This window comes from Nitrospirillum amazonense (assembly GCF_029594735.1).
GTDB classification, from domain to species: Bacteria; Pseudomonadota; Alphaproteobacteria; order Azospirillales; family Azospirillaceae; genus Nitrospirillum; species Nitrospirillum amazonense.
The window spans coordinates 645,738-669,284 of the sequence record NZ_JARPAF010000001.1; the positions used below are offsets into that span (position 1 = coordinate 645,738).

Annotated in this window: 23 protein-coding genes; 11 read left to right on the forward strand and 12 right to left on the reverse strand. The window is 66.7% G+C overall.

Going from position 1 to position 23,547, the window contains the following annotated elements; genetic code table 11:
* Window positions 1-5: 5 nt before the first annotated feature.
* The 6 genes from P5F91_RS02710 to P5F91_RS02735 all read right to left on the reverse strand — a co-directional run bounded on the left by P5F91_RS02710 (window position 6) and on the right by P5F91_RS02735 (window position 6,659).
* Complete coding sequence (locus P5F91_RS02710; protein WP_277906419.1) at window positions 6-842, reverse strand: beta-keto acid cleavage family enzyme; 837 nt, start codon at window positions 840-842, stop codon at window positions 6-8.
* 13 nt (window positions 843-855) lie between these two features.
* Window positions 856-2,190 carry a sigma-54-dependent transcriptional regulator gene (locus tag P5F91_RS02715; protein WP_145612581.1) on the reverse strand — a complete coding sequence of 445 codons (1,335 nt, stop codon included), beginning with the start codon at window positions 2,188-2,190 and terminating at the stop codon, window positions 856-858.
* Window positions 2,174-4,021, reverse strand: a complete 1,848-nt coding sequence (locus tag P5F91_RS02720) for an ATP-binding protein (RefSeq protein WP_277906420.1) — start codon at window positions 4,019-4,021, stop codon at window positions 2,174-2,176. The genes P5F91_RS02715 and P5F91_RS02720 overlap by 17 nt, the downstream gene beginning before the upstream one ends.
* Window positions 3,984-4,775, reverse strand: a complete 792-nt coding sequence (locus tag P5F91_RS02725; RefSeq protein ID WP_277906421.1) for an ABC transporter ATP-binding protein — start codon at window positions 4,773-4,775, stop codon at window positions 3,984-3,986. Before P5F91_RS02725 ends, P5F91_RS02720 begins: the two co-directional genes overlap by 38 nt.
* Window positions 4,776-4,778: 3 nt before the next feature.
* A complete protein-coding gene (locus P5F91_RS02730) occupies window positions 4,779-5,600 on the reverse strand; it encodes an ABC transporter permease (RefSeq protein WP_145612578.1) in 822 nt (273 codons plus the stop codon).
* A gap of 75 nt (window positions 5,601-5,675) precedes the next feature.
* Window positions 5,676-6,659 (reverse strand): ABC transporter substrate-binding protein, encoded by a 984-nt coding sequence (locus P5F91_RS02735; RefSeq protein WP_145612577.1) that lies wholly within the window; start codon window positions 6,657-6,659, stop codon window positions 5,676-5,678.
* Between the two features lie 323 nt (window positions 6,660-6,982).
* On the opposite strand from P5F91_RS02735, the gene P5F91_RS02740 reads away from it, so the two are divergent.
* The 5 genes from P5F91_RS02740 (at window position 6,983) to P5F91_RS02760 (ending at window position 11,084) form a co-directional block, all read left to right on the forward strand.
* Window positions 6,983-7,360, forward strand: a complete 378-nt coding sequence (locus P5F91_RS02740; protein WP_277906422.1) for a hypothetical protein — start codon at window positions 6,983-6,985, stop codon at window positions 7,358-7,360.
* 80 nt (window positions 7,361-7,440) lie between these two features.
* Window positions 7,441-9,546, forward strand: a complete 2,106-nt coding sequence (locus P5F91_RS02745; RefSeq protein ID WP_277906423.1) for a S9 family peptidase — start codon at window positions 7,441-7,443, stop codon at window positions 9,544-9,546.
* 417 nt (window positions 9,547-9,963) lie between these two features.
* Window positions 9,964-10,134 carry a hypothetical protein gene (locus P5F91_RS02750; protein ID WP_186454887.1) on the forward strand — a complete coding sequence of 57 codons (171 nt, stop codon included), beginning with the start codon at window positions 9,964-9,966 and terminating at the stop codon, window positions 10,132-10,134.
* A complete protein-coding gene (locus P5F91_RS02755) occupies window positions 10,131-10,592 on the forward strand; it encodes a hypothetical protein (protein WP_145612574.1) in 462 nt (153 codons plus the stop codon). Before P5F91_RS02750 ends, P5F91_RS02755 begins: the two co-directional genes overlap by 4 nt.
* A 21-nt stretch (window positions 10,593-10,613) precedes the next feature.
* On the forward strand, window positions 10,614-11,084 hold the full coding sequence (locus P5F91_RS02760) for a hypothetical protein (RefSeq protein ID WP_145612573.1): 471 nt from the start codon (window positions 10,614-10,616) through the stop codon (window positions 11,082-11,084).
* Window positions 11,085-11,088: 4 nt separating this feature from the next.
* On the opposite strand, the gene P5F91_RS02765 is transcribed toward P5F91_RS02760, so the two are convergent.
* Window positions 11,089-12,306: an MFS transporter gene (locus P5F91_RS02765; RefSeq protein ID WP_145612572.1), complete on the reverse strand. Its 1,218-nt coding sequence runs from the start codon at window positions 12,304-12,306 to the stop codon at window positions 11,089-11,091.
* A 199-nt stretch (window positions 12,307-12,505) separates the two neighbouring features.
* Here P5F91_RS02765 and P5F91_RS02770 point away from each other — a divergent pair, with 199 nt between their 5' ends.
* Window positions 12,506-13,306 (forward strand): AraC family transcriptional regulator, encoded by an 801-nt coding sequence (locus tag P5F91_RS02770; RefSeq protein ID WP_145612571.1) that lies wholly within the window; start codon window positions 12,506-12,508, stop codon window positions 13,304-13,306.
* 12 nt (window positions 13,307-13,318) lie between these two features.
* On the opposite strand, the gene P5F91_RS02775 is transcribed toward P5F91_RS02770, so the two are convergent.
* Window positions 13,319-14,095 carry a cyclase family protein gene (locus P5F91_RS02775; RefSeq protein WP_277906424.1) on the reverse strand — a complete coding sequence of 259 codons (777 nt, stop codon included), beginning with the start codon at window positions 14,093-14,095 and terminating at the stop codon, window positions 13,319-13,321.
* Between the two features lie 360 nt (window positions 14,096-14,455).
* Between P5F91_RS02775 and P5F91_RS02780 the strand changes: the two genes are divergently transcribed.
* Window positions 14,456-15,103 (forward strand): TetR/AcrR family transcriptional regulator, encoded by a 648-nt coding sequence (locus P5F91_RS02780; RefSeq protein WP_277906425.1) that lies wholly within the window; start codon window positions 14,456-14,458, stop codon window positions 15,101-15,103.
* On the opposite strand, the gene P5F91_RS02785 is transcribed toward P5F91_RS02780, so the two are convergent.
* From P5F91_RS02785 to P5F91_RS02795, 3 genes are read right to left on the reverse strand one after another with little or no spacing between them, the layout of a single operon-like run.
* A complete protein-coding gene (locus tag P5F91_RS02785; RefSeq protein ID WP_277906426.1) occupies window positions 15,075-15,950 on the reverse strand; it encodes a carboxylesterase family protein in 876 nt (291 codons plus the stop codon). The genes P5F91_RS02780 and P5F91_RS02785 overlap by 29 nt on opposite strands.
* A gap of 14 nt (window positions 15,951-15,964) precedes the next feature.
* Complete coding sequence (eutC, locus tag P5F91_RS02790; protein ID WP_277906427.1) at window positions 15,965-16,750, reverse strand: ethanolamine ammonia-lyase subunit EutC; 786 nt, start codon at window positions 16,748-16,750, stop codon at window positions 15,965-15,967.
* Window positions 16,750-18,066 carry an ethanolamine ammonia-lyase subunit EutB gene (locus P5F91_RS02795; RefSeq protein ID WP_246134529.1) on the reverse strand — a complete coding sequence of 439 codons (1,317 nt, stop codon included), beginning with the start codon at window positions 18,064-18,066 and terminating at the stop codon, window positions 16,750-16,752. Before P5F91_RS02795 ends, eutC begins: the two co-directional genes overlap by 1 nt.
* Before the next feature lie 240 nt (window positions 18,067-18,306).
* Between P5F91_RS02795 and P5F91_RS02800 the strand changes: the two genes are divergently transcribed.
* From P5F91_RS02800 to P5F91_RS02810, 3 genes are all read left to right on the forward strand, one after another.
* Complete coding sequence (locus P5F91_RS02800; protein ID WP_145612565.1) at window positions 18,307-19,365, forward strand: DUF5700 domain-containing putative Zn-dependent protease; 1,059 nt, start codon at window positions 18,307-18,309, stop codon at window positions 19,363-19,365.
* A gap of 126 nt (window positions 19,366-19,491) precedes the next feature.
* Entirely contained in the window at window positions 19,492-19,977 is a 486-nt protein-coding gene (locus P5F91_RS02805; protein WP_145612564.1) for a TspO/MBR family protein, read from the forward strand.
* A gap of 99 nt (window positions 19,978-20,076) precedes the next feature.
* Entirely contained in the window at window positions 20,077-21,438 is a 1,362-nt protein-coding gene (locus P5F91_RS02810) for a S41 family peptidase (protein WP_277906428.1), read from the forward strand.
* Between the two features lie 174 nt (window positions 21,439-21,612).
* Here the strand turns inward: P5F91_RS02810 and P5F91_RS02815 are convergent, their stop codons facing one another.
* Window positions 21,613-23,178 carry a M61 family metallopeptidase gene (locus tag P5F91_RS02815; protein ID WP_186454885.1) on the reverse strand — a complete coding sequence of 522 codons (1,566 nt, stop codon included), beginning with the start codon at window positions 23,176-23,178 and terminating at the stop codon, window positions 21,613-21,615.
* Between the two features lie 130 nt (window positions 23,179-23,308).
* Between P5F91_RS02815 and P5F91_RS02820 the strand changes: the two genes are divergently transcribed.
* Window positions 23,309-23,547, forward strand: a 239-nt coding sequence (locus P5F91_RS02820; protein ID WP_277906429.1) for a hypothetical protein, incomplete at its 3' end; no start/stop codon positions are given.

Below are 23,547 nucleotides of genomic sequence, written 5' to 3' on the forward strand. Positions count from 1 at the left end.
GCGGGTCAGCCGAACCGCGCCCGCACCTCGTCCGCCGTGGCCAGCGGGCGGCCCATGAGGCGGCTGCCTTGGGCGGCGGCGGCCACCAAGGCGGCGTTGTCGGGGGCGAGGGTGCCGTCCGGCAAGTGCAGGTTGTTCTCGAAGCCGACACGGATATGGCCACCCAGGCCGGCGGCCGTCAGCACGCAGGCGTTCTCTCGCCGGCCGAAGGCGCAGACGGCCCAGGGCACGTCGCCGGTGTTGTCGTCGGGCGTACCCGCGACGGGTGCCAGGAAGGGCAACAGGTCACGCGGATCGCTGACTTGCCCTGCCGTGTAGCGGCCCAGGACGTATAGTAGGAAGTGCGGCGCCTCCGGCATCACGCCGCGACGGCGCAAATCGTGCCAGCGCAGCAGGTCGTCCCGAGAATAGAGGATGGTCTGCACCATGATCCTCTCCCGCGCCAGCCAGGCGAAGAAGTCGGCGGCGTCTTTCTCATGCGCGGTGTCCGGGGCCAGTTCGCGGATGGCCAGCGACACCGCCTCTGGCTTCAGGGCGCGGATGACGGCCATCTGGTGGGGCGGGTGGTAGATGCCGGCGGCCTCCGTCGTCACCTGGATGACCAGGCGATCGCCCACGGCCTGGCGCACGGCCGCCGTGGCGGCGGCGTAGGCATCGGCGTCCAGCAGGTGGCGGCCTTGGCCGTCCCGCACGTGCATGTGGATCATGGCGGCGCCCGCCTCCAGGCAGGCGGCGGCATCCCGGGCGATCTCCGCCGGGTCCAGGGGGATGGCCGGGTGGTCGGTCTTCAGACGGCGGGCGCCGTTGGGCGCCACGGTCAGGATCACGGGATCGGCGTTCATTCGGTGCCCCAATTCATTCCGCGCCGCCAATATTCAGGCGTTTCATCTTGTCGTACAGCGTCTTGCGCGGCACGCCCAGTGTCTCGGCGGCGCGCGTCACCTGGCCGCCGCTGGCGCGCAAGGCCTCGGTGATCAGGTGCCGCTCCACCCCATCCAGGATGTCAGCCAGGGAGCCGCCGTCGGTCCCAGGACCCTCGTCTTCCGCCAGTCCCAGCACATGACGGTCGGCGGCGTTGCGCAGTTCGCGCACATTGCCCGGCCAATCCTTCAGCATCAGGGCGCGCAGCAGGGCCGGCACCGGTTCGGCATAAGGCCGGCGGAAGCGGGCCGCCGCCTGCAAAGCGAAGTGCTGGAACAGCAGGGGAATGTCCTCCCGCCGGTCGCGCAAGGGGGGCAGGGTCAGGGTGACGACGCTCAGACGGTAATAGAGGTCGGCGCGGAAGCGGCCGGCGTTGGCGAGATCCAGCAGGTTCTCCTTGGTGGCCGCCACCACGCGCAGGTCCACCATCACCCGGTCGTTGCCGCCCAGCCGCTCCAGCGCCCGGTCCTGCAGCACGCGCAGCAGCTTGACCTGCAGGGCCGGCGGCATGCTCTCGATCTCATCCAGGAACAGGGTGCCACGATGGGCGTATTCGATCTTGCCCACCCGGCGCTTGGCCGCCCCGGTGAAGGCGCCGGCCTCATGCCCGAACATCTCGCTTTCGAACATGCTGTCCGGGATGGCGCCGCAATTCACGGCGACAAAGGGAAATGCAGCCCGCGGCCCGCCCTCGTGCAGCGCGCGGGCCACCTGCTCCTTGCCCGTGCCCGTTTCCCCCAGCACCAGCACGTCCACGTCGGTGCCGGCCAGGTCCGCCACCAGGCGGCGGGTGCGCACCAGGGCCGGGCTTTGGCCCAGCAGATGGTTCTCCACCGCCGCGTTCTGCTCCAGGGCCTGGCGCAGGCGCCGGTTCTCCCGCACCAGGGCGCGCTTTTCCAGGGCGCGGCGGATCACCTCCACGAAATGGTCGGTGACGAAGGGCTTCTCAATGAAGTCGTAGGCGCCGTCCTGCATGGCGCGCACCGCCATGGAGACATCGCCCTGGCCGGTGACCAGGACCACCGGCAGTTCCGCATCCAGCGCCCGCACCCGCGACAGCAGGTCCAGCCCGCTCATGCCCGGCAGGCGCACGTCGGTCACCAGGATGCCCGGAGTATCCGGCGACAGGTGGGCCAGCGCCGCCTCCGCCGTCGGGTAGGTTGCCACGGCCAAGCCCGCCAGCTCCAGCGTCTGGCGCACGGTCAGGCGGATGATTTCCTCATCATCCACGAACAGGACAACGGGTGCGATATCAGGCGGTTGGGTCATCGTGCTCAACTGAGATCAGAGGCAGGGTCAGCAGGAAGACGGCCCCGGTATTTTCGCCATCGCGGGCGTCCCCATCGCGAGCCTCCAGCTGCCCGCCATATTCCTGGGTGATGGCCAGGGAGATGGCAAGGCCCAGGCCCAAGCCCTGGCCGCCCGGCTTGGTGGTGACGAAGGGGTCGAACAGCCGGTCGCGCACCGCCGGATCCAGGCCCGGGCCGTTGTCGGCCACCGTCACCCGCACGGCGGCGCGCTGGTCCAGCTGGGCCGGGGCGGCGGTGATGGCGATTCGGGGCTCGGCCACCCCGGCCGTCGCATCTTCCGCGTTGCGGATCAGGTTGACCAGCACCTGCTGCAAGCGTACGGGGTCGAAGGCCACCGTCATCTCCGGCACGTCCACCGTCAGCTGGACCCGCGCCTCCTTCAGACGGCGGTCCAGCAAGGCCAGCGCCTCCTGCACCGCGCCCGGCAGGGCGACAGGCTGGGCCGGCCCCTCGCTGCGGCGGGAGAAGTTGCGCAGCTGGCTGGAAATCTTGGCCATGCGGTCCACCAGGCCGGCGATGTGGACCAGGTTCTGGCTGACCTCCGCCTGCCGGCCCTGGTCCAGCAGCAGGCGGGCGTTGTCGGCCAGGGCGCGCAGGGCCGTCAGCGGCTGGTTCAGTTCATGGGTCACGCCCGCCGCCACCTGGCCGATCATGGCCAGTTTGGCGGCCTGCACCAGTTCGGCCTGGGCGTCGCGCAGGTCCGCGGTGCGCGCTTCCACCTGGCGTTCCAGGTCCAGGTAGGCGCGGTCCAGGGCGGCTTTGGCCAGCCGCTGTTCCCGCAGGCGTTTCACCCGCTGGCGCACGTAAAGGCCAATGGCGAGCGCCAACAGCAACAGCAGCGCCAGGCCGATGCGGGCCGTGGCGGCGGCCTGGGCCACGGGGTGGGCATCGGCGGCCAGCGCGATGGTCCAGCCATAACGGCTGAGCCCCCGTTCCACCAGCAGATCCGGATGGACCCGAAGGGAGCGGGGCAGCACCAGCGGTGGATGGTCCAACCCGACATATTCACGGGTCTCATTCAGGTACGTCACAGTGTCCGGGCCCAGCGGCCGGCGGGCGCGGAACTTCCATTCCGGATTGGACGACAAAAAGACGATGCCGAAACGGTCGGCCACCAGCACCGCGTCGTGGGAGGTGCGCCAGCCGTCCTCCAGCGCGTCCAGCACGATCTTGACGGCAAGCACGCCCACGCGACGTCCGTCCCGCTCCACCGGTGCCGCGATGAAATAGCCGGGCAGCCGGGTGACCGTGCCCACGCCATAGAAACGGCCCACGCCCTGGTCACGCGCGTCCTTGAAATAGGGGCGGTAGGAAAAGTCGACACCCAGGTAGCTGTCCGGCCGGTTCCAGTTGCTGGACGCCACGGTCCGCCCCTCCGCGTCCATGAGGTAGAGGACGGCGGATCCGGCGCTCGCGTTCACCGCTTCCAGATACCGGTTCACCCGGTCGACCTCGGCCGGGTCGGTATGGCCGAAGCCGGCCGCCGCCAGCGCCGCCACCGCCGGGTCCCGCGCGGCGACAGAGGGCAGGTAGTCGAAGCGCTCGACCGCGCTGTCCAGGTTGTTGGCGTAGATCTCCAGCCGGTGGCGGGCGTCGGCGGCCACCGCCTCCACCGCCCGCCGCTCGGCATGGCCCACGGCCAGCACCCACATCCCCACCGCCCCGGCCACCGCCAGCAGCAGCGCCAGGGCGCCGCCGGTGCCGACGGCGCGGACGCGGGCCGTGAAGGGGAAGGGGCCGGCCAAGTGGAGATCAGTCGGTGGTGAGGCCGGCGCGTTCCGCCGCCTCATGACGCTGCTGTTCCTCCGACACCAGGCGGGACAGTTCGCGCTTCAGCGTGTTGAACTCGGGCGAGGCGGCGTCGCGCGGGCGCGGCATCTCCACCCGGATGTCGCGCTTCACGGTGCCGGGACGGTAGGTCAGGACAACGATGCGGTCGGCCAGATAGATGGCCTCCTCGATGGAATGGGTGACGAAGACGATGGTCTTGCCCAGGCGCGCCCAGATCTTCAGCAGTTCATCCTGCAGGGACCGCCGGGTCAGGGCATCCAGCGCGCCGAACGGCTCATCCATCAGCAGGACGGGGCTGTCCAGCGCCAGGACGCGGGCGATGGCCACGCGCTGGCGCATGCCGCCAGAGAGATCCTTGGGGAAGCGCTCGCCGAATTCCGACAGGCCCAGCATGTCCAGCAGCTCGCGCACCCGGGCGTCGGCCACGTCATTGGCCACGCCCTTGACCTCCAGCCCGAAGCGGACGTTCTTGAACACCGTCATCCACGGGAACAGGGCGTATTCCTGGAAGACCATGCCCCGGTCGGGTCCGGGGTCCACCACCGGGCGGCCACCCACGGTGATGCTGCCCTCCGTGGGGTGGGAGAAGCCGGCGATGGCGTTCAGCAGGGTGGACTTGCCGCAGCCGGAGGGGCCCAGCAGGCAGATGAACTCCCCCGACGCGATGTCCAGGTTGATGTCCTTCAGCGCCACCACTTCGTTCCCCGGAACGGCGAAGCGCTTGTAGACGTGGTTGATCAGGATGTCGGACATGGTTCAGTGCTCCAGCCCGCGGTGCCAGCGCAGCAGGTGGTTGTTGATGCGGGTGACGCCGCTGTCGATGGCCAGGCCCAGCAGGCCGATGGTCAGCATGCCGGCGATGATCTTGTCGGACCAGAAGTACTCCCGCGCCTCCAGAATGCGGAAGCCCAGGCCGTTATTGACAGCGATCATCTCCGACACGATCACGACGATGAAGGCGGTGCCGATGCCGATGCGCACGCCCGACAGGATGTAGGGCGTGGCTGCCGGCAGCATGACGCGGCGGAAGATGGTCAGCGGCCCGGCGCCCAAATTGCGGGCGGCGCGCAAATAGATGCCATCCACCTGGCGCACCCCGGCGATGGTGTTGACCAGCACGGGGAAGAAGGCGCCCAGCGAGATCAGGAAGATGGCCGGCGGGTTGCCCAGGCCGAACCACAGGATGGACAGGGGGATGTAGGCGATGGGCGGAATGGGCCGCAGCACCTCCACCAGCGGGTTCAGCCAGCGGAAGGCGGCCCGGCTGGCGCCCATGGCCAGGCCCATCGGCAGGGCCAGGACCGCCCCCACCAGGAAGCCCATGACGACGCGGTACAGGCTGCCCATGGCGTCCATGATCAGCTCGCCGGAGAACAGCCAGGCAACGTAGCCGCCGTTCGCGGGATCGTATGGTTCGGCCGGGGCGAGATAGGCCCACCAGCGCACGGCCACCGCCACGGGCGAGGGCAGGATCTTCGCGTTGACCAGGCCGGAACTGGACGCCGCCTGCCAGATGGCAAGCAGCACGAGCGGCACGACAGCCCCCTGCAGGGCCGCCAACCAAGTGTTACGCCGCATTCGGGTACTCCCCTTAAAGGCGGAAAGGGCGGATGGGAAAAGGCCCGCCGCTTGGGTGGCGGCGGGCCCAGGCGCTTACTGGATGCCCAGGTCCTTCTTGGCATCGGCCAGCAGGTCCAGCTTCACGTAATCGGTGGCGGTCGGCACCTTGGCCATCTTGGACACGCCATACTTCGCCATGGTCTCGCCCGTGATCTGGATCTGGGCCGGATCGATGTCATAGCTGTACTGGGCGTTGCCCATGGCGCTGTTGAAGTCGGCCTCGGTCAGCTGCTTCTTGAACAGCGTCTCGCGCACATACTTGGACGCCACGTCCGGCTTGTCGATGAAGGTCTTGGTGGCCTTCACGAAGCAGCGCATGAACTTCTCGGCCACGGCCTTGTGCTTGTCATGGAACTCCTCCGACATCACCAGGGTGCGCACGGGGGTGCCGATGGCGGTGTCGTAGGGCTTCATCACCTCGACGCCGAAGCCGCCGTTCACGGCCTGCGAGCCCTGCGGTTCCGTCTGCATGATGGCGTCCAGCTGCTTCAGCATCAGGGCCTGGTTCAGGTCCGGATAGTTCAGGTAGACGATCTGCACGTCCTTGCCCGGCTGATCGGACCAGGTGAGGTTGTTCTGCGCCAGCTCGGCGGCCAGCAGCACCTCCTGGATGCCGCCCCGCGTGACGCCCACCTTCTTGCCCTTCAGGTCGGCGACCTTGGTCACCTTGGCCTCGGGCGCCGCCACCAGGCGGGCGCCGCCCTTGGCGAAACCGGCGACGATGTAGATGGGGGCGCCGGCGGCGCGGCCGGAGATCGCGGCCTCGGACGCGGTGGCGCCCACGTCCAGCTCACCGGCCACCATGGCCTGCATGATGTCGGGGCCCTTGGCGAAAATCCGCTCCTCCACCTTGATGCCGCAGTCGGTCAGCATCTGCGTGTAGGACACGGCGCCGAAGTGGGCCAGCTTCAGGTTACCCAGGCGCACCACATCCTCGGCGGCGGCCGGCATGGCCAGGACGGCGGATAGGGCGCTGGCGCCGAATAGGGCGGAAACGAAAGTCTTCTTGGACTTCATCTTAGGTGCCTCCCGGGCTTTTGGATCGAAGGCCGCCGATCATTGCCGGCGTTCCTGGGTACGCGTACGCTTGGTAGCGACCAGCATAGCAGAAGGCGTGCCAGTCAACCTGTCATGACATCGAAAACGCGCCAACCCCAGCGTACCTGCGGGTTCGTAGCATGGCCACCCGATGACGGGGAGGGGCGTCCGGCGGCCGATCCGGCGGTTTTCCCGGCAGGGACGGGTGCGGTCTGTAACCTTTTCCGCCGTTGTTGTGGGTGGTGCTGTCCCCGCCGATGGTTCAGGATCGTCTCATTCATCACGGGAGGAAACCGACGCCCATGCCGGGGAGCATCTTGTTCCGTGCTACGCTGGCCGGCACGGCGCTGCAGGTGGGCATGGTGGTGGCCGGCCACTACGTGCCGGTGATCGCCGATTTCTTCGCCGTGGGGGGCATGGCCATCTCCGCCCTTGCCGGCTTCCTCTACGGCCGTACCCGGACCGGGCTGTCCATCGCTGTCATGGGCGGTGCGTTGGTGGGCGGCGCCTGCGCCCTCATAGGCATTCTGGTGTCGTGGCGGCTGGGCGACGTGCCCGCCGTCATCCTGGCGCTGGGGACGGCGCTGTCCGTCTTCACGGGGGCGCTGGGTGGCCTGGCCGGCTGGTTGTTTCGGGACGGGTACCGGGGCAGGTGGTGGTACGACGCCGCTGGGCGGTAGGCTTGGGAAGCGTTTTGGGTTATGACGGCCGCCAAGCGGCCGCAAAGGCCGATGGGGTTCCTGCCTTTCTGGAGAGCTTGATGGACCGATCCGTTTCCGCCCTGGGCCTGGCCCGGCGCGTCACTTTCTGCGCGCCGCTGGCGTTGACGCTGGCCCTGGCCGCCACGCCGGCCGACGCGCAGGCAGCCAAGCACGGCCTGACGCCGATGGAACTGGCGACGATGGACCGCGCCAGCGACGCGCGCGTCTCGCCTGACGGTCGTCTGCTGGCCTTCGACGTCCGCACCGTCGACTACGCCAACAACAAGGCCACCCACTCCCTGTGGGTGAAAGAGATCGATGGCAAGGGCGACGGCCACCGCCTTGCCATTTCCGATGGTGGCGCCAGCACCCCGCGCTGGTCGGCCGACGGCAAGAGCCTCTATTTCCTCTCCGGCCGGTCGGGCAGCCAGCAGGTGTGGAAGACGGATGCTGAAGGCACCCGGGCCACCCAGGTGACCGCCCTGCCGCTGGACGTGGGCAGCTTCAACCTGGCGCCGGACGGCACGCACATCGTCGTGTCCATGGCTGTATTCCCCGGCACCGAGACGGGCGACAAGCCGGCCAAGCCGACGGACATCGCCAAGTCCACCGGCGTGGTGTTCGACAAGGTCTTCGTCCGTCATTGGGATGAGTGGGCCGACGGCACCCGCAACCATTTGTTCGCCCTGGCGCTGAACGGCGAGGGTGTCGCCACCGGCGCGCCCGTGCCGCTGATGAAGGGCTTCGACGGCGACGCGCCGGGCAAGCCCTTCGGTGACGACAGCGAGATCACCATCAGCCCGGACGGCAAGACGGTGGTCTTCACCGCCCGCCTGGCCGGTCGCACGGAGCCGTGGAGCACCAACCTGGACCTGTGGCAGGTCCCCATGGACGGCAGCGCCGCCCCCGTCAACCTGACGGCCGGTAACGCCGCCATGGACACGGGGCCCGTGTTCAGCCCCGACGGGTCCAAGCTGGCCTGGCGCGCCATGAAGCGGCCGACCTTCGAGGCCGACCGCTTCGGCATCATGGTCCGCGACCTGAAGAGCGGCGAGACGCGCGAGATCGACCCCAGCTGGGACCGCTCCGCCGACACGCTGGCCTGGACAGCCGATGGCCGCACGCTGCTGACCACGGCCTACGACGTGGGCCAGTCCAAGCTGTTCTCCGTCGACGTGAAGTCGGGTGCCGTGAAGGCGCTGACCGGCGAGAGCCATGTGACGGCCATCGACCTGGTGAAGGGCGGCGACAAGGGCGTGGTCTACATGGCCGACAGCCTGTCCGGCCCGTCGCAGGCCTACAAGGTGTCGCTGAAGGGCGGCAAGGCGGAGCAGCTGACCCACGTGGGCGCCGACAAGCTGGCGGACGTCGCCCTGGGCGCCTATGAGCAGTTCAGCTTCCCCGGCTGGAACAACGAAACGGTCCACGGCTATGTCGTGAAGCCGGCCAATTATCAGGAAGGCCACAAGTACCCGGTGGCCTTCATCATCCACGGTGGCCCCCAGGGCTCCTTCGGCAACGCCTGGAGCTTCCGCTGGAACCCGCAGGCCTACACCGGTGCGGGCTATGCCGTGGTCATGATCGACTTCCACGGCTCCACCGGCTACGGCCAGGCCTTCACCGACGCCATCAGCCAGCATTGGGGCGACCGCCCGCTGGAGGACCTGCAGAAGGGTTGGGCCGCGGCGCTGGCCAAGTACCCCTTCCTGGACGGCGACCGGGCCTGCGCGCTGGGTGCCAGCTACGGCGGCTTCATGATCAACTGGATCGCCGGCAACTGGAACGGCCCGTGGAAGTGCCTGGTCAACCATGACGGCGTCTTCGACAACCGCATGATGGGCTATTCCACCGAGGAGCTGTGGTTCAGCGAATGGGAGAACGGCGGCAAGGTCTGGGAGAACCCGGCCGGGTACGAACGCTTCAACCCCGCCAACCACGTCGACCAGTGGGTGAAGCCGCAGCTGATCATCCACGGCGGCCGCGACTTCCGCATCCCCTTCGAACAGGGCCTGGGCGCCTTTACCGCCCTGCAGCGCAAGGGCGTGCCCAGCAAGCTGGTGTACTTTGCCGACGAGAACCACTGGGTGCTGAAGCCCCAGAACTCCGTCCAGTGGCACCAGGAGGTGCTGGGCTGGCTGAACACCTGGACGGCCGAGGCCAAGTAAGGCCCGGTGTCAGCTAAAAGCAAGTGGAGAGGGGGCCGTCCGTGGGGGCGGCCCCTTATTTTGATCTCCGCTCCCTTGAAGACGGCGCCAGCGATACAACCATTGTTGCGTTGAACGAACCTCCACGTGACGCGCGATGGACCAGCAGCCACCACCCTCTGTTTCCGAACGTATAGCCACTGCTGCACTCAATCTTTGGAGCACAAAATCGGATGCGGCCTATGCGACTCCACCTATTTCAGATGGCGCGTTTGACTGCTCATACTTCGTTTGGCTGGCCATCAAGACCGTCAATCCGCATTTCGTTCGAGAATCCTCAGCGCAATCGCGGCGGATCGGCTACGTTTTGAGCCCGTGCTAGGACCACCTCAGGTAGGCGATATCGTCTATTTTCCAAAAGGTCAGGTTCCATACGAAGTGACCAAGAACGGTATCAAGCATGATTTCCCCGCCCATGTCGCCATCATGCTCTCGTCGTCTGAATTCGTAGGGATGCAGTCCAAAGGCGTTGGTCGGGTCAAGGTACCTGATACCTGGTGGTGGCCACGCAAGAAGGAGTTCTTTCGCTACAAGGGGCCTGCACAATGAAGCTGTTGGCTGCAACCGTCTTCGCAATGGGGATGATGCTGACCGCTGCTGTCCAAGCGGATGTTGCTCTGCCACCAATGGCCAACCCTCAAGGCTCGCCCGAAATGTTCGGGACCTGGACCGTGACCAAAGTGTTGTGCAGCCAGTGCAAGGGCCGGCAGCCGGCAGAGGTCGGTACGGAAATTATTCTTTCCGGCACCGCGTTTACCGATCCCTTCTCAACGACTTGCGCCTCAGACGTGGCCTATCCGAACCGGGCACTATCCAGTCTAGAGGCGGTAAAACTATTCAAACTACCTAAGGGTGCCCAAAAACTGCTTCCCGCCGGCGGCACTGTCACAGACACGCGCCTGAACTGCGGCGGCGGCCCCTACGCCCGCGTGCTTTTCCTGGGGGGTGACAAGGCAATCTATCTCTTCGAGAGCGTCGACTTTTTGATTGAGCGCAAAGCGCATTGACGACAAGCAGGGTCGATACCAATGAGATTGCTACTTGCCTTTGCTCTTATTTTCACTGCTTCAGCATCGAACGCCACTGCCGATGAAGGTGTTCATGTCAGGCCGATGGGAAATACTCAAGGCTCGCTCGAAATGTTCGGGACCTGGACCATCACCAAAGTCCTCTGCAAAGACTGCGCTGACAGGCGACCAGAGGAAGTGGGAACCAAACTCGTCTTCGCTCCGACGTCGTTCACGGATCCATTCTCAATCACCTGCGCCAATGCCTCTTATCCCAACCGGACCATACCCGGCGACCAAGTCATGAAACTCTTTGGTAGCAACTTGCCCAAGAGCGCCAAGAATCTTATTCCTCAGAAGGGGTCAGTCATTGATGCGCGGCTCGCCTGTGACAAAGGTCCCGTCGGCCGAGTATTGTTCCTGGGCGACGGTAAGGCCATTTATCTCTATGAGGGCGAGGACTATTTCATAGAGCGCGCCAAGACACCGTAATCCCTTACCCCGCCTGGCCCGCCCGCTTCATCGCCCCTTCGATATCCGGCAGGAATACCGTCAGGATGCCCAGGGCCGGCAGGTAGGCGCAGATTTTGTAAACGGTGGTGATGCTGGTCAGGTCGGCCAACCAGCCCAGGGCCGCGGCGGCCACACCGGCCACCCCGAAGGCCAGGCCGAAGAACAGGCCGGCCACGGTGCCGACCTTGCCCGGCATCAGTTCCTGGGCATAGACGACGATGGCCGGGAAGGCAGAGGCCAGGCACACGCCGATGACACCGCTGAGCACGCTGGTCCAGAACAGGTTGGCGTAGGGCAGGACCAGGGTGAAGGGCAGCACGCCCAGGATGGACCACCAGATGACGTGCTTGCGCCCAAAGCGGTCGCCGATGGGACCTCCGGCGATGGTGCCCACGGCGGCCGCGCCCAGGAAGATGAACAGGTGCAACTGCGCCGCCTTCACCGAAACGCCGAAGGTCTGGATGAGATAGAAGGTGAAGTAGCTGGTGATGCTGGCCAGGTAGACATACTTGGAGAAGATCAGCGCCAGCAGGATGGCGAAGGCCAGCCCCACTTGGCGCGGCGTCAGGCCGGTCAGATCCTCCTTCACCGCCTTGGCGGCCTTGGGCTTGGCGTTGCGCTTGTACCACAGGCCGATCCTGGCCAGGACGATCATGCCCAGGAAAGCGGCCAGGGAGAACCAGGCGATGCTGCCCCGGCCGTGCGGGACAATGATGAAGGCGGCCAGCAGGGGCCCCAAGGCGGAACCGGCGTTGCCGCCCACCTGGAACAGCGACTGCGCCAGGCCGTGCCGCCCGCCCGAGGCCATGCGGGCCACGCGCGAGGATTCAGGATGAAAGACGGAGGAACCGGTGCCCACCAGCGCCGCCGCCGCCAGCACCAGGACAAAGCTGGGCGCCGTCGCCAGTAGCACCAGGCCCACCAGGGTGAAGCCCATGCCGATCGACAGGGAATAGGGCTTGGGCTTGGCGTCGGTGTAAAGGCCGATCAAGGGCTGCAGCAGCGAGGCGGTGATCTGGTAGACCAGAGTCACCAGGCCCACCTGGCTGAAGCTGAGGTCGAAGCTGCCCTTCAGGATGGGGTAGATGGCCGGCAGCATGGACTGCATCATGTCGTTCAGCAGATGGCAGAAGCTGATGGCCCCCAGCACCGAGAACACGGTACCCCCCACCTTGGCCGCCGCCGCCGGGCCGACATCCATGCCCGCGCCTGAAGCCGGCCCAGATTCAACAACGCCTTGTGCTTGAGTCACCAACATTCCCCCCTCTTTCACAGCGCCCATCCCACAGTCCCCGCCGCTCACGCGGCTTGCATTTCAGCGGGCAATGGACAAGCTACCCGCCAAGGCGCCGGCCCGCTTACGGGGTCAGGCCAATTTCCTGTGAGAGTGGGCCAACACCATGGTGCGCAACGTCCGGTCCCTGACGTTGGAGGAATTGCCAGCCCCGGTTTTTGCCGTGGGCAACGATTATCCGCAGGGCTTTATCCTGCCGCCGCATCAGCACAGCCGCTGTCAGTTGCTGTATGGTATATGCGGAGTCATGACCGTGGCCACGGCCCAGGGAACCTGGATGGTGCCACCGGAGCGGGCGGTGTGGATACCCGCCGGCGTGGTGCACGAGGTGGAGGTGGTCGCGGGCCCAGGCGCCATGCGCAGCCTGTACATCGCCCCCGCCGTGCTGCCCCCGGCGCGGGAGGAAGGCGCCCTGGATCCCCGGGCGGAACGCTGCCAGGTGGTCGGCATCTCCCCCCTGGTCCACGCGCTGCTGATCGAGGCGGCGGAGTTGCCCGCCGAAATCAAGGAGGGAAGCCGGGGCAGCCTGATCATGGGGCTGCTGCTGCACGAGCTGCCGTCGCTGCCCGTCTTACCCCTGTCCATGCCCCTGCCCACCGACGGGCGGCTGGCGGCCCGCTGCCGTGCCTTCGTGGCCGATCCCGACCCGCACGCCACCATCGACGGCTGGGCCAACGACCTGGGCATGAGCCGCCGGGCCTTCACCCGCCAGTTCCGCCGCGAAACCGGTCTCAGCTTCGCCGCCTGGCGCCAGCAGGCCTGCCTGTTCGCGGCCCTGCCCAGGCTGGCGGCGGGCGAGGCGGTGACGACAGTGGCGCTGGATCTCGGCTACGACAGCCCCGCCGCCTTCACCAGCATGTTCAAGCGTCTGCTGGGGGTACCGCCCAGCCGGTACCTTAGAGGATGAGGAACAGCAGCGTCAGGTGTCGATGATCGCCACCGCCCGGGTCCAGCCGGCCGACGCCCCTTTGATCTTGGCGGGGAAGCAGCTGACGGTGAAGCCCGTGGCGGGCAGCGCCTCAAGGTTATGCAGCTTTTCCAGGTGGCAATAGCCAATGTCGCGGCCGGCCTTGTGGCCCTCCCAGATCAGGCCGACGTCCTTTGTCTCGGCGAACTTCTTGGCGGTGTGGGGGAAGGGGGCGTCCCAGCTCCACGCGTCGGTGCCGGTGACACGCACGCCGCGTTCCGTCAGGTACAGCGTCGCCTCCCGCCCCATGCCGCAACCGGCGCCCAGGAAGTCGCCATGGCCATAGCGGGAACCGGCACGGGTGTTGACCAGCACGATGTCCAGCGGCCGTAAGGTATGGCCGATGCGGGCCAGTTCCGCCTCAACCTCCGCCGCGCCGACCACGTGGCCGTCGGGCAGGTGGCGGAAGTCCAGCTTCACACCGGGGTTGAAGCACCATTCCAGCGGTACCTCATCAATGGTGATCGCCCGCTGCCCCTTGTTCATGGTGGAGGCGTAGTGCCAGGGCGCATCCAGATGGGTGCCGTTGTGGGTGGATAGGCGCACGGTCTCGGCCGCCGCGAACTCCGCATCCGGCATATCGTTGGGGTCCAGATCGGGGAAGAACACCGTCAGCTCATGCAGCGTGTCCTTATGCGTCTGATACTCGATATGCGGGCGCATGAAGGGCGGGTCGGCCACCACGTCGTTGTCGAGGGTGACGGAGATGTCGATGAAGGTGCGGGCCATGCTGCCGGTTCCTGTCTGTACCGCTACTGACGACGGGAACGCCCGGGTTCACGACCCGGCTACGCTGGCGTCTTTATTCCTCCCGTCTTGGGGCCGCATTAGACCGGGGTCCGGGGGTAAAAGGAAAATCGATAAAACCCATGCGTTGTTATCGATGGGCCGGATGGATCATGTCTCATCCGCCACCCGCCACAGTCTGGGCATCAACACTACCGCCTTCGCCGCCCGCCCTCTCCTGCCACATTCGGACCATGGCCCCCTTTAAAAGCGTTCTCTGAAGGGGAACATCTGTACCCTTAACCCCAGCCGCAACCGCCGGTATACAGGCGGCTTGCGGCTGGAATTGAGGAAGTGTCGGCCATGGCTGTGGAAAAGTACCGGGAACGTGTGAAGTCAGAAAAGCGCGCGGCGGCCCTGGCCGCCGCCGGCCGGGCCTTTCTGTCCCACGGCTACGACCGCACCACCCTGGCCCATGTGGCGAGGGAGGCCGGCATCTCCACCGGTACCCTGTTCAAGCACTTTCCCACCAAGGCCGCCCTGTTCGAAGGCATCATGGAGGAGCTGTGGGAGGTGGATCCGAAACTGCAGCGCCCGTTGCCGCCGGCCGGCAACCCCACCGCCGGGCTGACCGCCATCGGCCACGATTATGCCGGAAAGCTGCGCCAGCCCGATACCGGCCCCTTGTTCCGCGTCATCATCGCGGAGGCGCCGCGTTTCCCGGAGCTTGGCCAGGCCCTGTTCCTGCGGGGCAAGGCACCCTACCTCGACCGCCTGCATGCCTATCTACGGTCTGAGATCGCCGCCGGCACTATGGACATCCATGACGTGCCGCTGGCGGCGCGCCAGTTCCTGGGCATGATCAACGACCTGATCTTCTGGCCCACCTTCCTGGCCGCGGACCAGGTGGTGGACGATGCCGAAGTGGGCCGGGTGATCGACGAGGCGGTGCTGACCCTGCTGGCCCGCTACGGCCGGCCCGTCAAGGCAGGGGCGGCACGGCCGGCGTGAGCCGTTGGGCGAACAGCCATTCCCGCCAGCCGGGCGCCAGGATCATGTCTGGCGGCACCCGGTGCTCCATGCCTTGATAACGCAGGAAGACGGGTACACCGCCGGCCGCCGCCACCGCCTCCGCCCAGGCGTGGTCGGGGGCGTAGGGGTTCTCGGTGTCCTGGTCACCATGCACCTGCAGGGTGGGCACGGCCGTCACCCCGGCGGCCTGCGCCCGGTCCGGCGGCACGGACGAGAAGGCGACCGCCGCGGCGAAGCGCCCGGGCTTCGCCACCAGCGCATCCAGCGCCGCGGACGCCCCCATGGAGAAACCCACGACATAGATCCGCGCCGGGTCGACCGGCAGGCGGCCCGCCAGATCGTCCACCAAGGCCAGCACCGCAGGCAGGGAGGCGCCGGGGTGGGATGCCAACAGGCCGTCGCCGCCTGGCGCGTAGTCGGCGCTGCGCGCGTCCACCTGCGGTACCACCACATAAGCGGGGAAGCGGCGGCGCAGGTCGGGCAGGGCCCAGGCTTTGGCGAAACCGGTCATCTGCCCGGCATTGTCCTGTCCGATGCTGCCGGAGCCGTGCAGGACCACCACCAGGGGCAGTTTGGCAGCCATGGGCTGGGCCGCCACCGTGGCGGGGGCCAGCAGGCGATAGGGCACCGTACGGCCGTCCGGGGCGGTGTAGGTCTTGGCCACGAAGTCGTCGCTGAGCGGTGCCTTGATGACCTCATCCACCGCCTTGAGGTCGGCCGGCAGCGGCGCGTAGGGCAGGGTCCGTTCCTCTATGCGGCCGGCTTCCGCCTGGGCCCCTGAAGCCAGCGCCATCATCGACAACGCCACCAAACCTGTCCGCAGCACGGCCATCCTCTCCCTCAGTCCGCCAGCAACATGGGGCTGCTGCCATCGACCAGCAAGCGGTCGCTTTCATCCTTCAGGGCCACGCCCGTCACCTGGCGGCGCAGCGCCTGGCGCAGCAGCCAGGCCAGCTTGAAGGCCGCCAGGTCCTGGGACAGGCCGCCGTCGCGGATGTTGGACAGGCAGTTGCGTTCGGCATCCAGGCGGCCGGGCGCGGGGTTGAGGGTAAGGTAGACGCCCAGGCTGTCGGGGGCGGACAGGCCCGGCCGCTCTCCGATCAACACGGCCACGGCGCGGGCGCCCAGCGCCTGGCCCACCGCGTCGCCCAGGGCCACCCGCGCCTGGGACGCCACCACCACCGGGGCCAGGCGCCAGCCCTCCTGCCGAACCCAAGGCAGGAAGGCGGTCAGCAGGGGCAGGGCCTGGCGATGCACCGCCGTTGCCGACAGGCCGTCGGCGATGATGATGGCCAGGTCCGGACTGGTCGTGGGCAAGGCCGCCAGCGCCTGCCGGCCCGCCGGATCCAGCAGGCGACCCAGATCCGGGCGGTTGAGGTAGGTGGCGCGGTCTGGCGCGGCGCTGTGCACCGCCACCGGCGCCAGATCCAGGGCCGCCAGTTGCTCCATCAGGCCAGCGGCGTCGAAGGGCGTGTGCACGGCGTCGCGCGCCTGGGCGTGGGCCAGGGCGAAGCGCAGCACCTCCGCCGTCGGCAGGCTGTCGCCGGCGCGGCCCAGGGCGATGCGCGCCGGCGTGGCAGCGGCCAGGTGCGCCCAAGCGTCGGGCGTGACCGTCGGCTTGTCCATCAGCGCCATCCCCGCAGCAAAGGCTGGCTGGGCGGCTGGGGCAGGGGTCGGCCGTCGGCACCGGTGATGCCCAGGGCGGCCAGCCAGGCCTCGAACTCCGGCGCGCGCTTCAGGCCCAGCAGGCGCCGGACATAGAGGGCATCGTGGAAGGAGGTCGATTGGTAGTTCAGCATGACGTCGTCCGCCCCCGGCACGCCCATGACGTAGGACACGCCGGCCGTGGCCAGCAGGGTCAGCAGCGTGTCCATGTCGTCCTGGTCGGCCTCGGCATGGTTGGTGTAGCAGACGTCGCAGCCCAGCGGCAGGCCCAGCAGCTTGCCGCAGAAATGGTCCTCCAGCCCGGCGCGGATGATCTGTTTGCCGTCATAGAGATATTCCGGCCCGATGAAGCCCACGACCGTGTTGACCAGCAGGGGCCGGAACTCCCGCGCCACGGCGTAGGCCCGCGCCTCCAGCGTCTGCTGATCCACGCCGTGGTGGGCGCCGGCGGACAGGGCGCTGCCCTGGCCGGTCTCGAAATACATGACATGATCACCCACCGTGCCGCGCTTCAGCGCCTGGGCCGCTTCCATGCCCTCACGCAGCAGGGCCAGGCTGACGCCGAAGCCCTGGTTGGCCGCCTGAGTGCCCGCCACCGACTGGAACACCAGATCCAGCGGCACGCCCCGGTTCATCAGCTCGATGCTGGTGGTGACATGGGTCAGGATGCAGGCCTGGGTCGGAATGGCGAAGCGCTGAATGACGCCGTCGATCAGGCGCGCCAGGTCGGCCAGCACCGACAGGCTGTCCGACACCGGGTTCAGGCCGATGACGGCGTCGCCGCAGCCATAGAGCAGGCCGTCCAGGATGCTGGCCGCCACGCCGGCGGGGTCGTCCGCCGGGTGGTTGGGCTGCAGCCGCACGGCCAGCGTGCCCGGCAGGCCGATGGTGTTGCGGAAGCGGGTGACGACCGTGCATTTGCGCGCCGCCAGGATCAGGTCCTGGTTGCGCATGATCTTGGACACGGCCGCCGCCATCTCCGGCGTCAGGCCGGGGGCGAGCGCAGCCAGCGCGTCCGTCGTCGCCTGGTCCGACAGCAGGTAGTCGCGGAAGCCGCCGACCGTCAGGTGCGACACCGGGGCAAAGGCCGCCGCGTCGTGCCGGTCCAGGATCAGGCGGGTGACTTCATCCTCCTCATAGGGCACCAGGGCCTCGGTCAGGAAAGTTTTCAGCGGCAGGTCGGCCAGACACATCTTGGCCGCCACGTTTTCCTCGGCCGACTGGGCGGCGATACCGGCCAGCCGGTCGCCCGATCGGGGGGGCGTCGCCTTGGCCATCAGATCCTTGAGGTCGGCGAATGTCCAGGTTCGGGCGCCCAAGGCGATGCGGTACGGCGCGCGTCCAACCAAGCCCACATCTCCCTCACACGGGTTCACGGCGGGCCCGATCATGACATCGAATGCCGACGTGGAGAAGGTGGCCGCGTGACGAGTGGCCCCAACCGGGCACCGGCAAGCGGTCTGGGGCGCCGAACCGCATCCTGGTATTTTTGGCCCTGGACTGGAGGGAGGCAGGGCATGAACGGATCGATGTATTCCGCCATCGTCGGGGCGTGGCTTTTCCTGGCTGGCACGGCCATGGCCCAGGCGCCGGTGGCGCTGGCACTCGACACGTCGGAGGCGGACGAGGCCCTGCGCATCCTGGACAAGAGCGCGGCGCATGAGCCGGTCACCACGGCGGATTGGAACCGCTTGTTCGCGACCCGGCCCTATCAGTGGCTGAAGGCGCGGGAGGCCGCGATGGGACGACCCCTTTCCGATGAGGATTTCCAGCGCTTCCTGTTGTCGCCGGAAGCGGCGGAGCAGCGGTTGGGTTGGGCATCGACCCTGGCCGCCATGAAACAGGCGGACATGGCCCGGCTGGGCGCCGGGGTTCTGGCGTGGCTGCCGACCGGCGCCAGCATCCACGCCCAGGTGTTTCCGGAAATCAAGCCGCAGCGCAACAGCTTCGTGTGGAAAAAACCCGCTGCTGCGGCAGCGGATGATGGCGGCGGCCCGGCCATCTTCCTGGCCGTCAACCGGCAATCGCGGGACCAGTTCGAGAACACGGTGGCCCATGAATGCCACCACATCGGCCTGGAAAGCCTGGCGGCGCGGCAGGAGGAACTGCAGGCGGGGCTGCCCGCCAATGTGAAGCGCGCCGTCAACTGGCTCAGCGCCTTCGGCGAGGGGGAGGCCATGCTGGCCGCCGCCGGCGCCGACCGGCACCCCCACTGGGAGGACGATGCCCCCGTCCGCGCTAGGTGGGACGGCGACATGCAGCGCTTCGCCACCGACCTTGAGGCCGTCCAGCAGTTGTTGCTGGACATCCTGGACGACAAGCTGACCCAGGACGCGGACATCATGAAGCGCGCGGCACCCTTCTGGGGCGATGCCCAAGGCGCCTGGTACACCGTGGGTTATGAAATGGCCGTGCTGGTGGAGAAGCGTTTCGGCCGTGCGGCCTTCAACGATTGCCTGCTCGACCCGCGCAAGCTGCTGGAGCTTTATAACCAGGTGGCGCAGGAGGCCAACGCGCACGGCGCCCGGCTGGCTACCTGGTCGCCGGATCTGCTGAAACGGCTGCAGGGGGCCTGACCACTAGGCCCCTGACAAACCAGGCATCGAACGGGGCGCATGGAACGGGCGCGACAGTCGCGAAGTTATTGTGTACCAATGCCTTGGTAGACACCGTTGGGTAGACATCATTTAGGGAAAGCGCCCATGACGCCCTATGAGGATGAACCGCCGGCGCCATCGTCGGTTTCCCGGGCCCTCATCCTCTTCGTCGTCCTGGTGCTGGGCATAGGCCTTGCCATCGGCTACCTGACGGTGCCCGGCCTGTGGTACCTGCGCTTGGCGAAGCCTGGTTTCACGCCGCCCAATTGGGTGTTCGCGCCCGCCTGGACCACCCTCTATGTGCTGATCGCCATCGCCGGATGGGTGGCATGGCAGCGGGACAGGGACAGCCGGCCCATGCGGCTTTGGTGGATCCAGATGCTGCTGAACTTCTGCTGGTCGCCCATCTTCTTCGCCGCCCACCTGACGGGGCTGGCGCTGGCCGTCATCCTGTTGCTGCTGGTCACCATCCTGGCCTTCATCGCCACAGCCTGGCGCAGCGACCGGATCGCCGCCCTGCTGTTCCTGCCCTATGCCGCCTGGGTCGCCTTCGCCTCCGCGCTGAACGCCGGGATCTATCTCCTGAACTGAGATGTGCGACAAATTCGCCACTGGTCGCATAAGGGGTGACGAATCTTGCACCATCAATAGGATGGGGGCGTTTCCTCACCCTGGATCGCCCGTCGTCCCATGTCACGCGCCCTGACGCTTCTTGCCGGTGCCTGCCTGCTGATCAGTACGGCGGTTGGGGCCGCCGATGCCGGGCCGGCGCCGCTTGATCATGGGCAGGTGGCGGATGCGGTGGCGACCATCAGCCGCCTGCTGCGCGACCATTATCCTCTGCCCGACATTTCCGCGCGATACGGAAAGGTGCTGGCGCGCGGGCTGAAGGCCGGGCGCTATGATGGGCAGGCGCCGTGCCCTTTGGCCAAGAGGCTGACCGAGGATTTGCGGGCCGAGCATGCCGACCTGCATCTGAGCGTACGGTGCGACGCTACCCCTGGCGACGGCCCGGGCACGGAGGAGGTGGTGGCCGGCCCCTACCACGGCATCGCCGCCGTTACCGTCGATCCCGACCTTCCGGTCACGACCATCCGCTCGCCAGGCCCGTGGACGGCCAATGAGGCCGGCTTCGCCAGCGCCGCCGCCGCCATGGCGCTTGCCGCCCGGTCGCATTACGTCATCATCGATGTGCGCGGCAACGGCGGCGGTAATGGCGAAATCGGGGTGTTCCTGGCGACCTACTTCTTCCCCCTGGGGCAGGAGCGCCTGCTGGTCAGGGGGGTACACCGCGATCCGGCCCGTGAGGAACAGGAGTGGACCTACGGCTACGTTCCCGGCCGCCGTCTGGCCGACGCCAAGCTCTACATCCTGGTCGATGCTCATACCGGATCGGCGGCGGAGGGGTTCGCCTTCGGCCTGCAGCGGGCGGGGCGCGCCACCATCGTAGGCCAGACGACGGCCGGTGCGGGCATCGCCGGCCATTTGGAAGATCTGCCCGGCGGCCTGTCGCTGTTCCTGCCCACCAAGCTGCTGCGGGCGCCGGACGGCGGCGAGGGCTGGGAAGGGGTGGGGGTGCGACCCGACGTGGCGACGGAACCGGGGCGAGAAAAGGCCACGGCTTATGACCTGATCCGCGCTGATTGGTCCACGGCGCGGCAGAACCCGGACTTCGCCCTGACAACCACGCTGCCGCCTGACCGGCGTCCCTCTCTTGACGTGACGGCCACGCCCTGGGATCTGGGACAGGCGACGCTGCCGCAGGCGGAGCGCTGCCGTCACACCGAGCCCGATCCGGACGACGCCGGCGTGCGCCTCATGACCAACGTCTGTTCCCAGCCCATCACCCTGGAACAGCGCCGCAGCACCAATCCGAACACCCTGCGCCTGGACACGCTGGACAGCGGCCAGACCTTGGCCACCTGGGCCACGCCGCACGGCGGCTGGCGGATCATGGCCGTCTGCCCCGCCGGGTTTCGCAGCAGCGTGCCGGTGACAGTGGACAACATCACGGCCATTTCCAATGGCGCCTATGAGTGCGTGCGGGAGTAAATGCCCCGCCGCGGTCAAGCACGCGCCCGGCGGCGGGCGCCACGCGGGTGCCGGGAGCCTAGCGACGGAAGACCCTCATCATGCACGCGCGTGATCTCCTGCCGCCCGACCAGGGCATCGACCTGCCAGGTCACGTAGGTCGCATCGTCGTTCCCAAACGGGAGCCCCATGCAATCAGGCACCGCTCATAGATAGCGCGCACTGCTTGCGTTGGGAGGGGGAGAGCGATGCCGTTAGGCGCATCTCCTGACCGTCAATGAGCTTCTTGCCCCTTGGATAGTAGGTGATGACCCGCTCACTGGCACCGTCGCGAACACGGAAACTCCAGGCTGTTGTCGAGACGCCCATCGTTCCGCTCAACTTTGCCAATCTGACCATACCGTCGCGCAGTCCGGCGGCATAGGCAGGACCATCCGGCTGAACCCCGGCAAACACGCCACCGCTTTTTCCCGTAGCTACGCGATCGTAGCCAAGGTCGAACTCCGCCAGTTTCACATCCGCGATCGTGGCACAATTGGCGAAGAGGTCCGCCGGCAATGTGATCGTTTCGCCCGCATCAATGTACTTTGCGAGCATCGGCCGCATATCGAAAGCAACGGCATCGGCAGCGGAGAGCAGATTTGCGATCACGGGCGGTTTGGCGTTCGCGGGCGCAGCCTGCCAGCGGTCGCGCATTAGAAGCATGACACTGTCCAGTCCGCGCTTTCCAGCCTGCCGTAATGCATGGTCAAGCAGGAACGCAAACAGTTGCCCGCGATCATAGGCGAGTTGGTGCACGTCCTGATCCGACCATGCCTCTTTCGCCGCTTGGGCGTTGGTGTAGTTGCGAGCTTTCGACGTTGCGAGGCGGGTGATGACTTCGTTTAGGTTGTCCGTAAACTGCTCCGGTGACCACAGACCTGAGCGTAACAGCGTCCTTCCTGTATAAAAATCAGTGAACCCCTCGCTGAACCAATAGACTGATGCCTCGCCATCCGTGTCTGGCATCTCTCCGACTTGGCGCGGTATCCAGTTATGCATATGTTCGTGCGCTATATTCCGCTCAAGGACGGGCATCTGCGTATCCGGAGAGGCATATTGGACGAAGCCGTGGTTTCGACCTGTGCCCCCGGACGAACTGAACCCCAGCGATGGCGCCAAGCCGATCATGGTCACTGTGTAGTTGCCCGAGATGCCACCCCAGAATCTGCGCTCGGCATCGATCGTCCGCGCTACGCGATCAGCATACGCATCGACATTCCATTCAAAAGAACCGTGACTTATGAAGCGAAGCGTGCCTCCGCTGATCGGACGGCTCCGTATCATGACCTCCCGTCCGGCGATGAAGCTGGCGCCGATTACATCGGCGACAGTTGAGACGCGGGCATCCTCACTCGATACCGTCACCCAACTTTTCGGCCAGCCTTTCCAGCGTACCGTTGCCGGCGCGGTGTCGCGGTCCTTGAGGCCGACGATAAATTGGTCGCCCATGCCGGTGAACCAGTCCGAGCGGATCATAGGTCCGGCCGTGAGGATGGCATCCTTCGCATTCGGCTCGTGGTCATAGGCACTGGATACAGCATAGCGCAGTGTGACGCTCCGGCCCGGCGGGGCCGAAACCTTAAGGTGTGTTTGTGACAGCGCTACAATCGACCCTCCGATTACATTGATGGGTGAAAGATATCGGTAGAGCTTGTCAGTACCGCCCCATTCTTCAGGTAAGTTAAGAACAACGTCACCCGTCGCGCCGATCGGCAACATGACCTCTACTAATATTCCGGTTAACTGACCGGCATCGGCTTTCGGAGATATCGTATAAGTGATTGAGGGGAGGGACGATACTGCTGTCGAGGCGCTGCTTGTCCCTAACACAGCGAAGAGCGCGATTCCTATGAAGCTGGAAAACAGCTTGACCCCGGTCGCCCTTCGTTTCCTCCGCATAGGCTCTGCTCCTGCCATAAGGAATCTTATCTTACAAATTATCATGGGAAGCGCTATCGAGCATCTTTCTGCCTTCCTGAACCTGCCAGATCTCTCACTACCACTCTTCGCCAGTGCAATCCCGTGGGAAACTCCTGGCAAAGCCCTGATAACCAAGGAAAGTCGCACTTCGTTTTTGAGTCCACCCCC

Bases quoted from the DNA above. Each gene is read 5' to 3' on its own strand.
- P5F91_RS02710 (WP_277906419.1), bottom strand. From the start codon at position 842: ATGAACGCCGATCCCGTGATCCTGACCGTGGCGCCCAACGGCGCCCGC.
- P5F91_RS02715 (WP_145612581.1), bottom strand. From the start codon at position 2,190: ATGACCCAACCGCCTGATATCGCACCCGTTGTCCTGTTCGTGGATGAT.
- P5F91_RS02720 (WP_277906420.1), bottom strand. From the start codon at position 4,021: ATGAGGCGGCGGAACGCGCCGGCCTCACCACCGACTGATCTCCACTTG.
- P5F91_RS02725 (WP_277906421.1), bottom strand. From the start codon at position 4,775: ATGTCCGACATCCTGATCAACCACGTCTACAAGCGCTTCGCCGTTCCG.
- P5F91_RS02730 (WP_145612578.1), bottom strand. From the start codon at position 5,600: ATGCGGCGTAACACTTGGTTGGCGGCCCTGCAGGGGGCTGTCGTGCCG.
- P5F91_RS02735 (WP_145612577.1), bottom strand. From the start codon at position 6,659: ATGAAGTCCAAGAAGACTTTCGTTTCCGCCCTATTCGGCGCCAGCGCC.
- P5F91_RS02740 (WP_277906422.1), top strand. From the start codon at position 6,983: ATGCCGGGGAGCATCTTGTTCCGTGCTACGCTGGCCGGCACGGCGCTG.
- P5F91_RS02745 (WP_277906423.1), top strand. From the start codon at position 7,441: ATGGACCGATCCGTTTCCGCCCTGGGCCTGGCCCGGCGCGTCACTTTC.
- P5F91_RS02755 (WP_145612574.1), top strand. From the start codon at position 10,131: ATGAAGCTGTTGGCTGCAACCGTCTTCGCAATGGGGATGATGCTGACC.
- P5F91_RS02760 (WP_145612573.1), top strand. From the start codon at position 10,614: ATGAGATTGCTACTTGCCTTTGCTCTTATTTTCACTGCTTCAGCATCG.
- P5F91_RS02765 (WP_145612572.1), bottom strand. From the start codon at position 12,306: ATGGATGTCGGCCCGGCGGCGGCGGCCAAGGTGGGGGGTACCGTGTTC.
- P5F91_RS02770 (WP_145612571.1), top strand. From the start codon at position 12,506: ATGGTGCGCAACGTCCGGTCCCTGACGTTGGAGGAATTGCCAGCCCCG.
- P5F91_RS02775 (WP_277906424.1), bottom strand. From the start codon at position 14,095: ATGGCCCGCACCTTCATCGACATCTCCGTCACCCTCGACAACGACGTG.
- P5F91_RS02780 (WP_277906425.1), top strand. From the start codon at position 14,456: ATGGCTGTGGAAAAGTACCGGGAACGTGTGAAGTCAGAAAAGCGCGCG.
- eutC (WP_277906427.1), bottom strand. From the start codon at position 16,750: ATGGACAAGCCGACGGTCACGCCCGACGCTTGGGCGCACCTGGCCGCT.
- P5F91_RS02795 (WP_246134529.1), bottom strand. From the start codon at position 18,066: ATGGCCAAGGCGACGCCCCCCCGATCGGGCGACCGGCTGGCCGGTATC.
- P5F91_RS02800 (WP_145612565.1), top strand. From the start codon at position 18,307: ATGAACGGATCGATGTATTCCGCCATCGTCGGGGCGTGGCTTTTCCTG.
- P5F91_RS02805 (WP_145612564.1), top strand. From the start codon at position 19,492: ATGACGCCCTATGAGGATGAACCGCCGGCGCCATCGTCGGTTTCCCGG.
- P5F91_RS02810 (WP_277906428.1), top strand. From the start codon at position 20,077: ATGTCACGCGCCCTGACGCTTCTTGCCGGTGCCTGCCTGCTGATCAGT.
- P5F91_RS02815 (WP_186454885.1), bottom strand. From the start codon at position 23,178: ATGTTGCCGATCGGCGCGACGGGTGACGTTGTTCTTAACTTACCTGAA.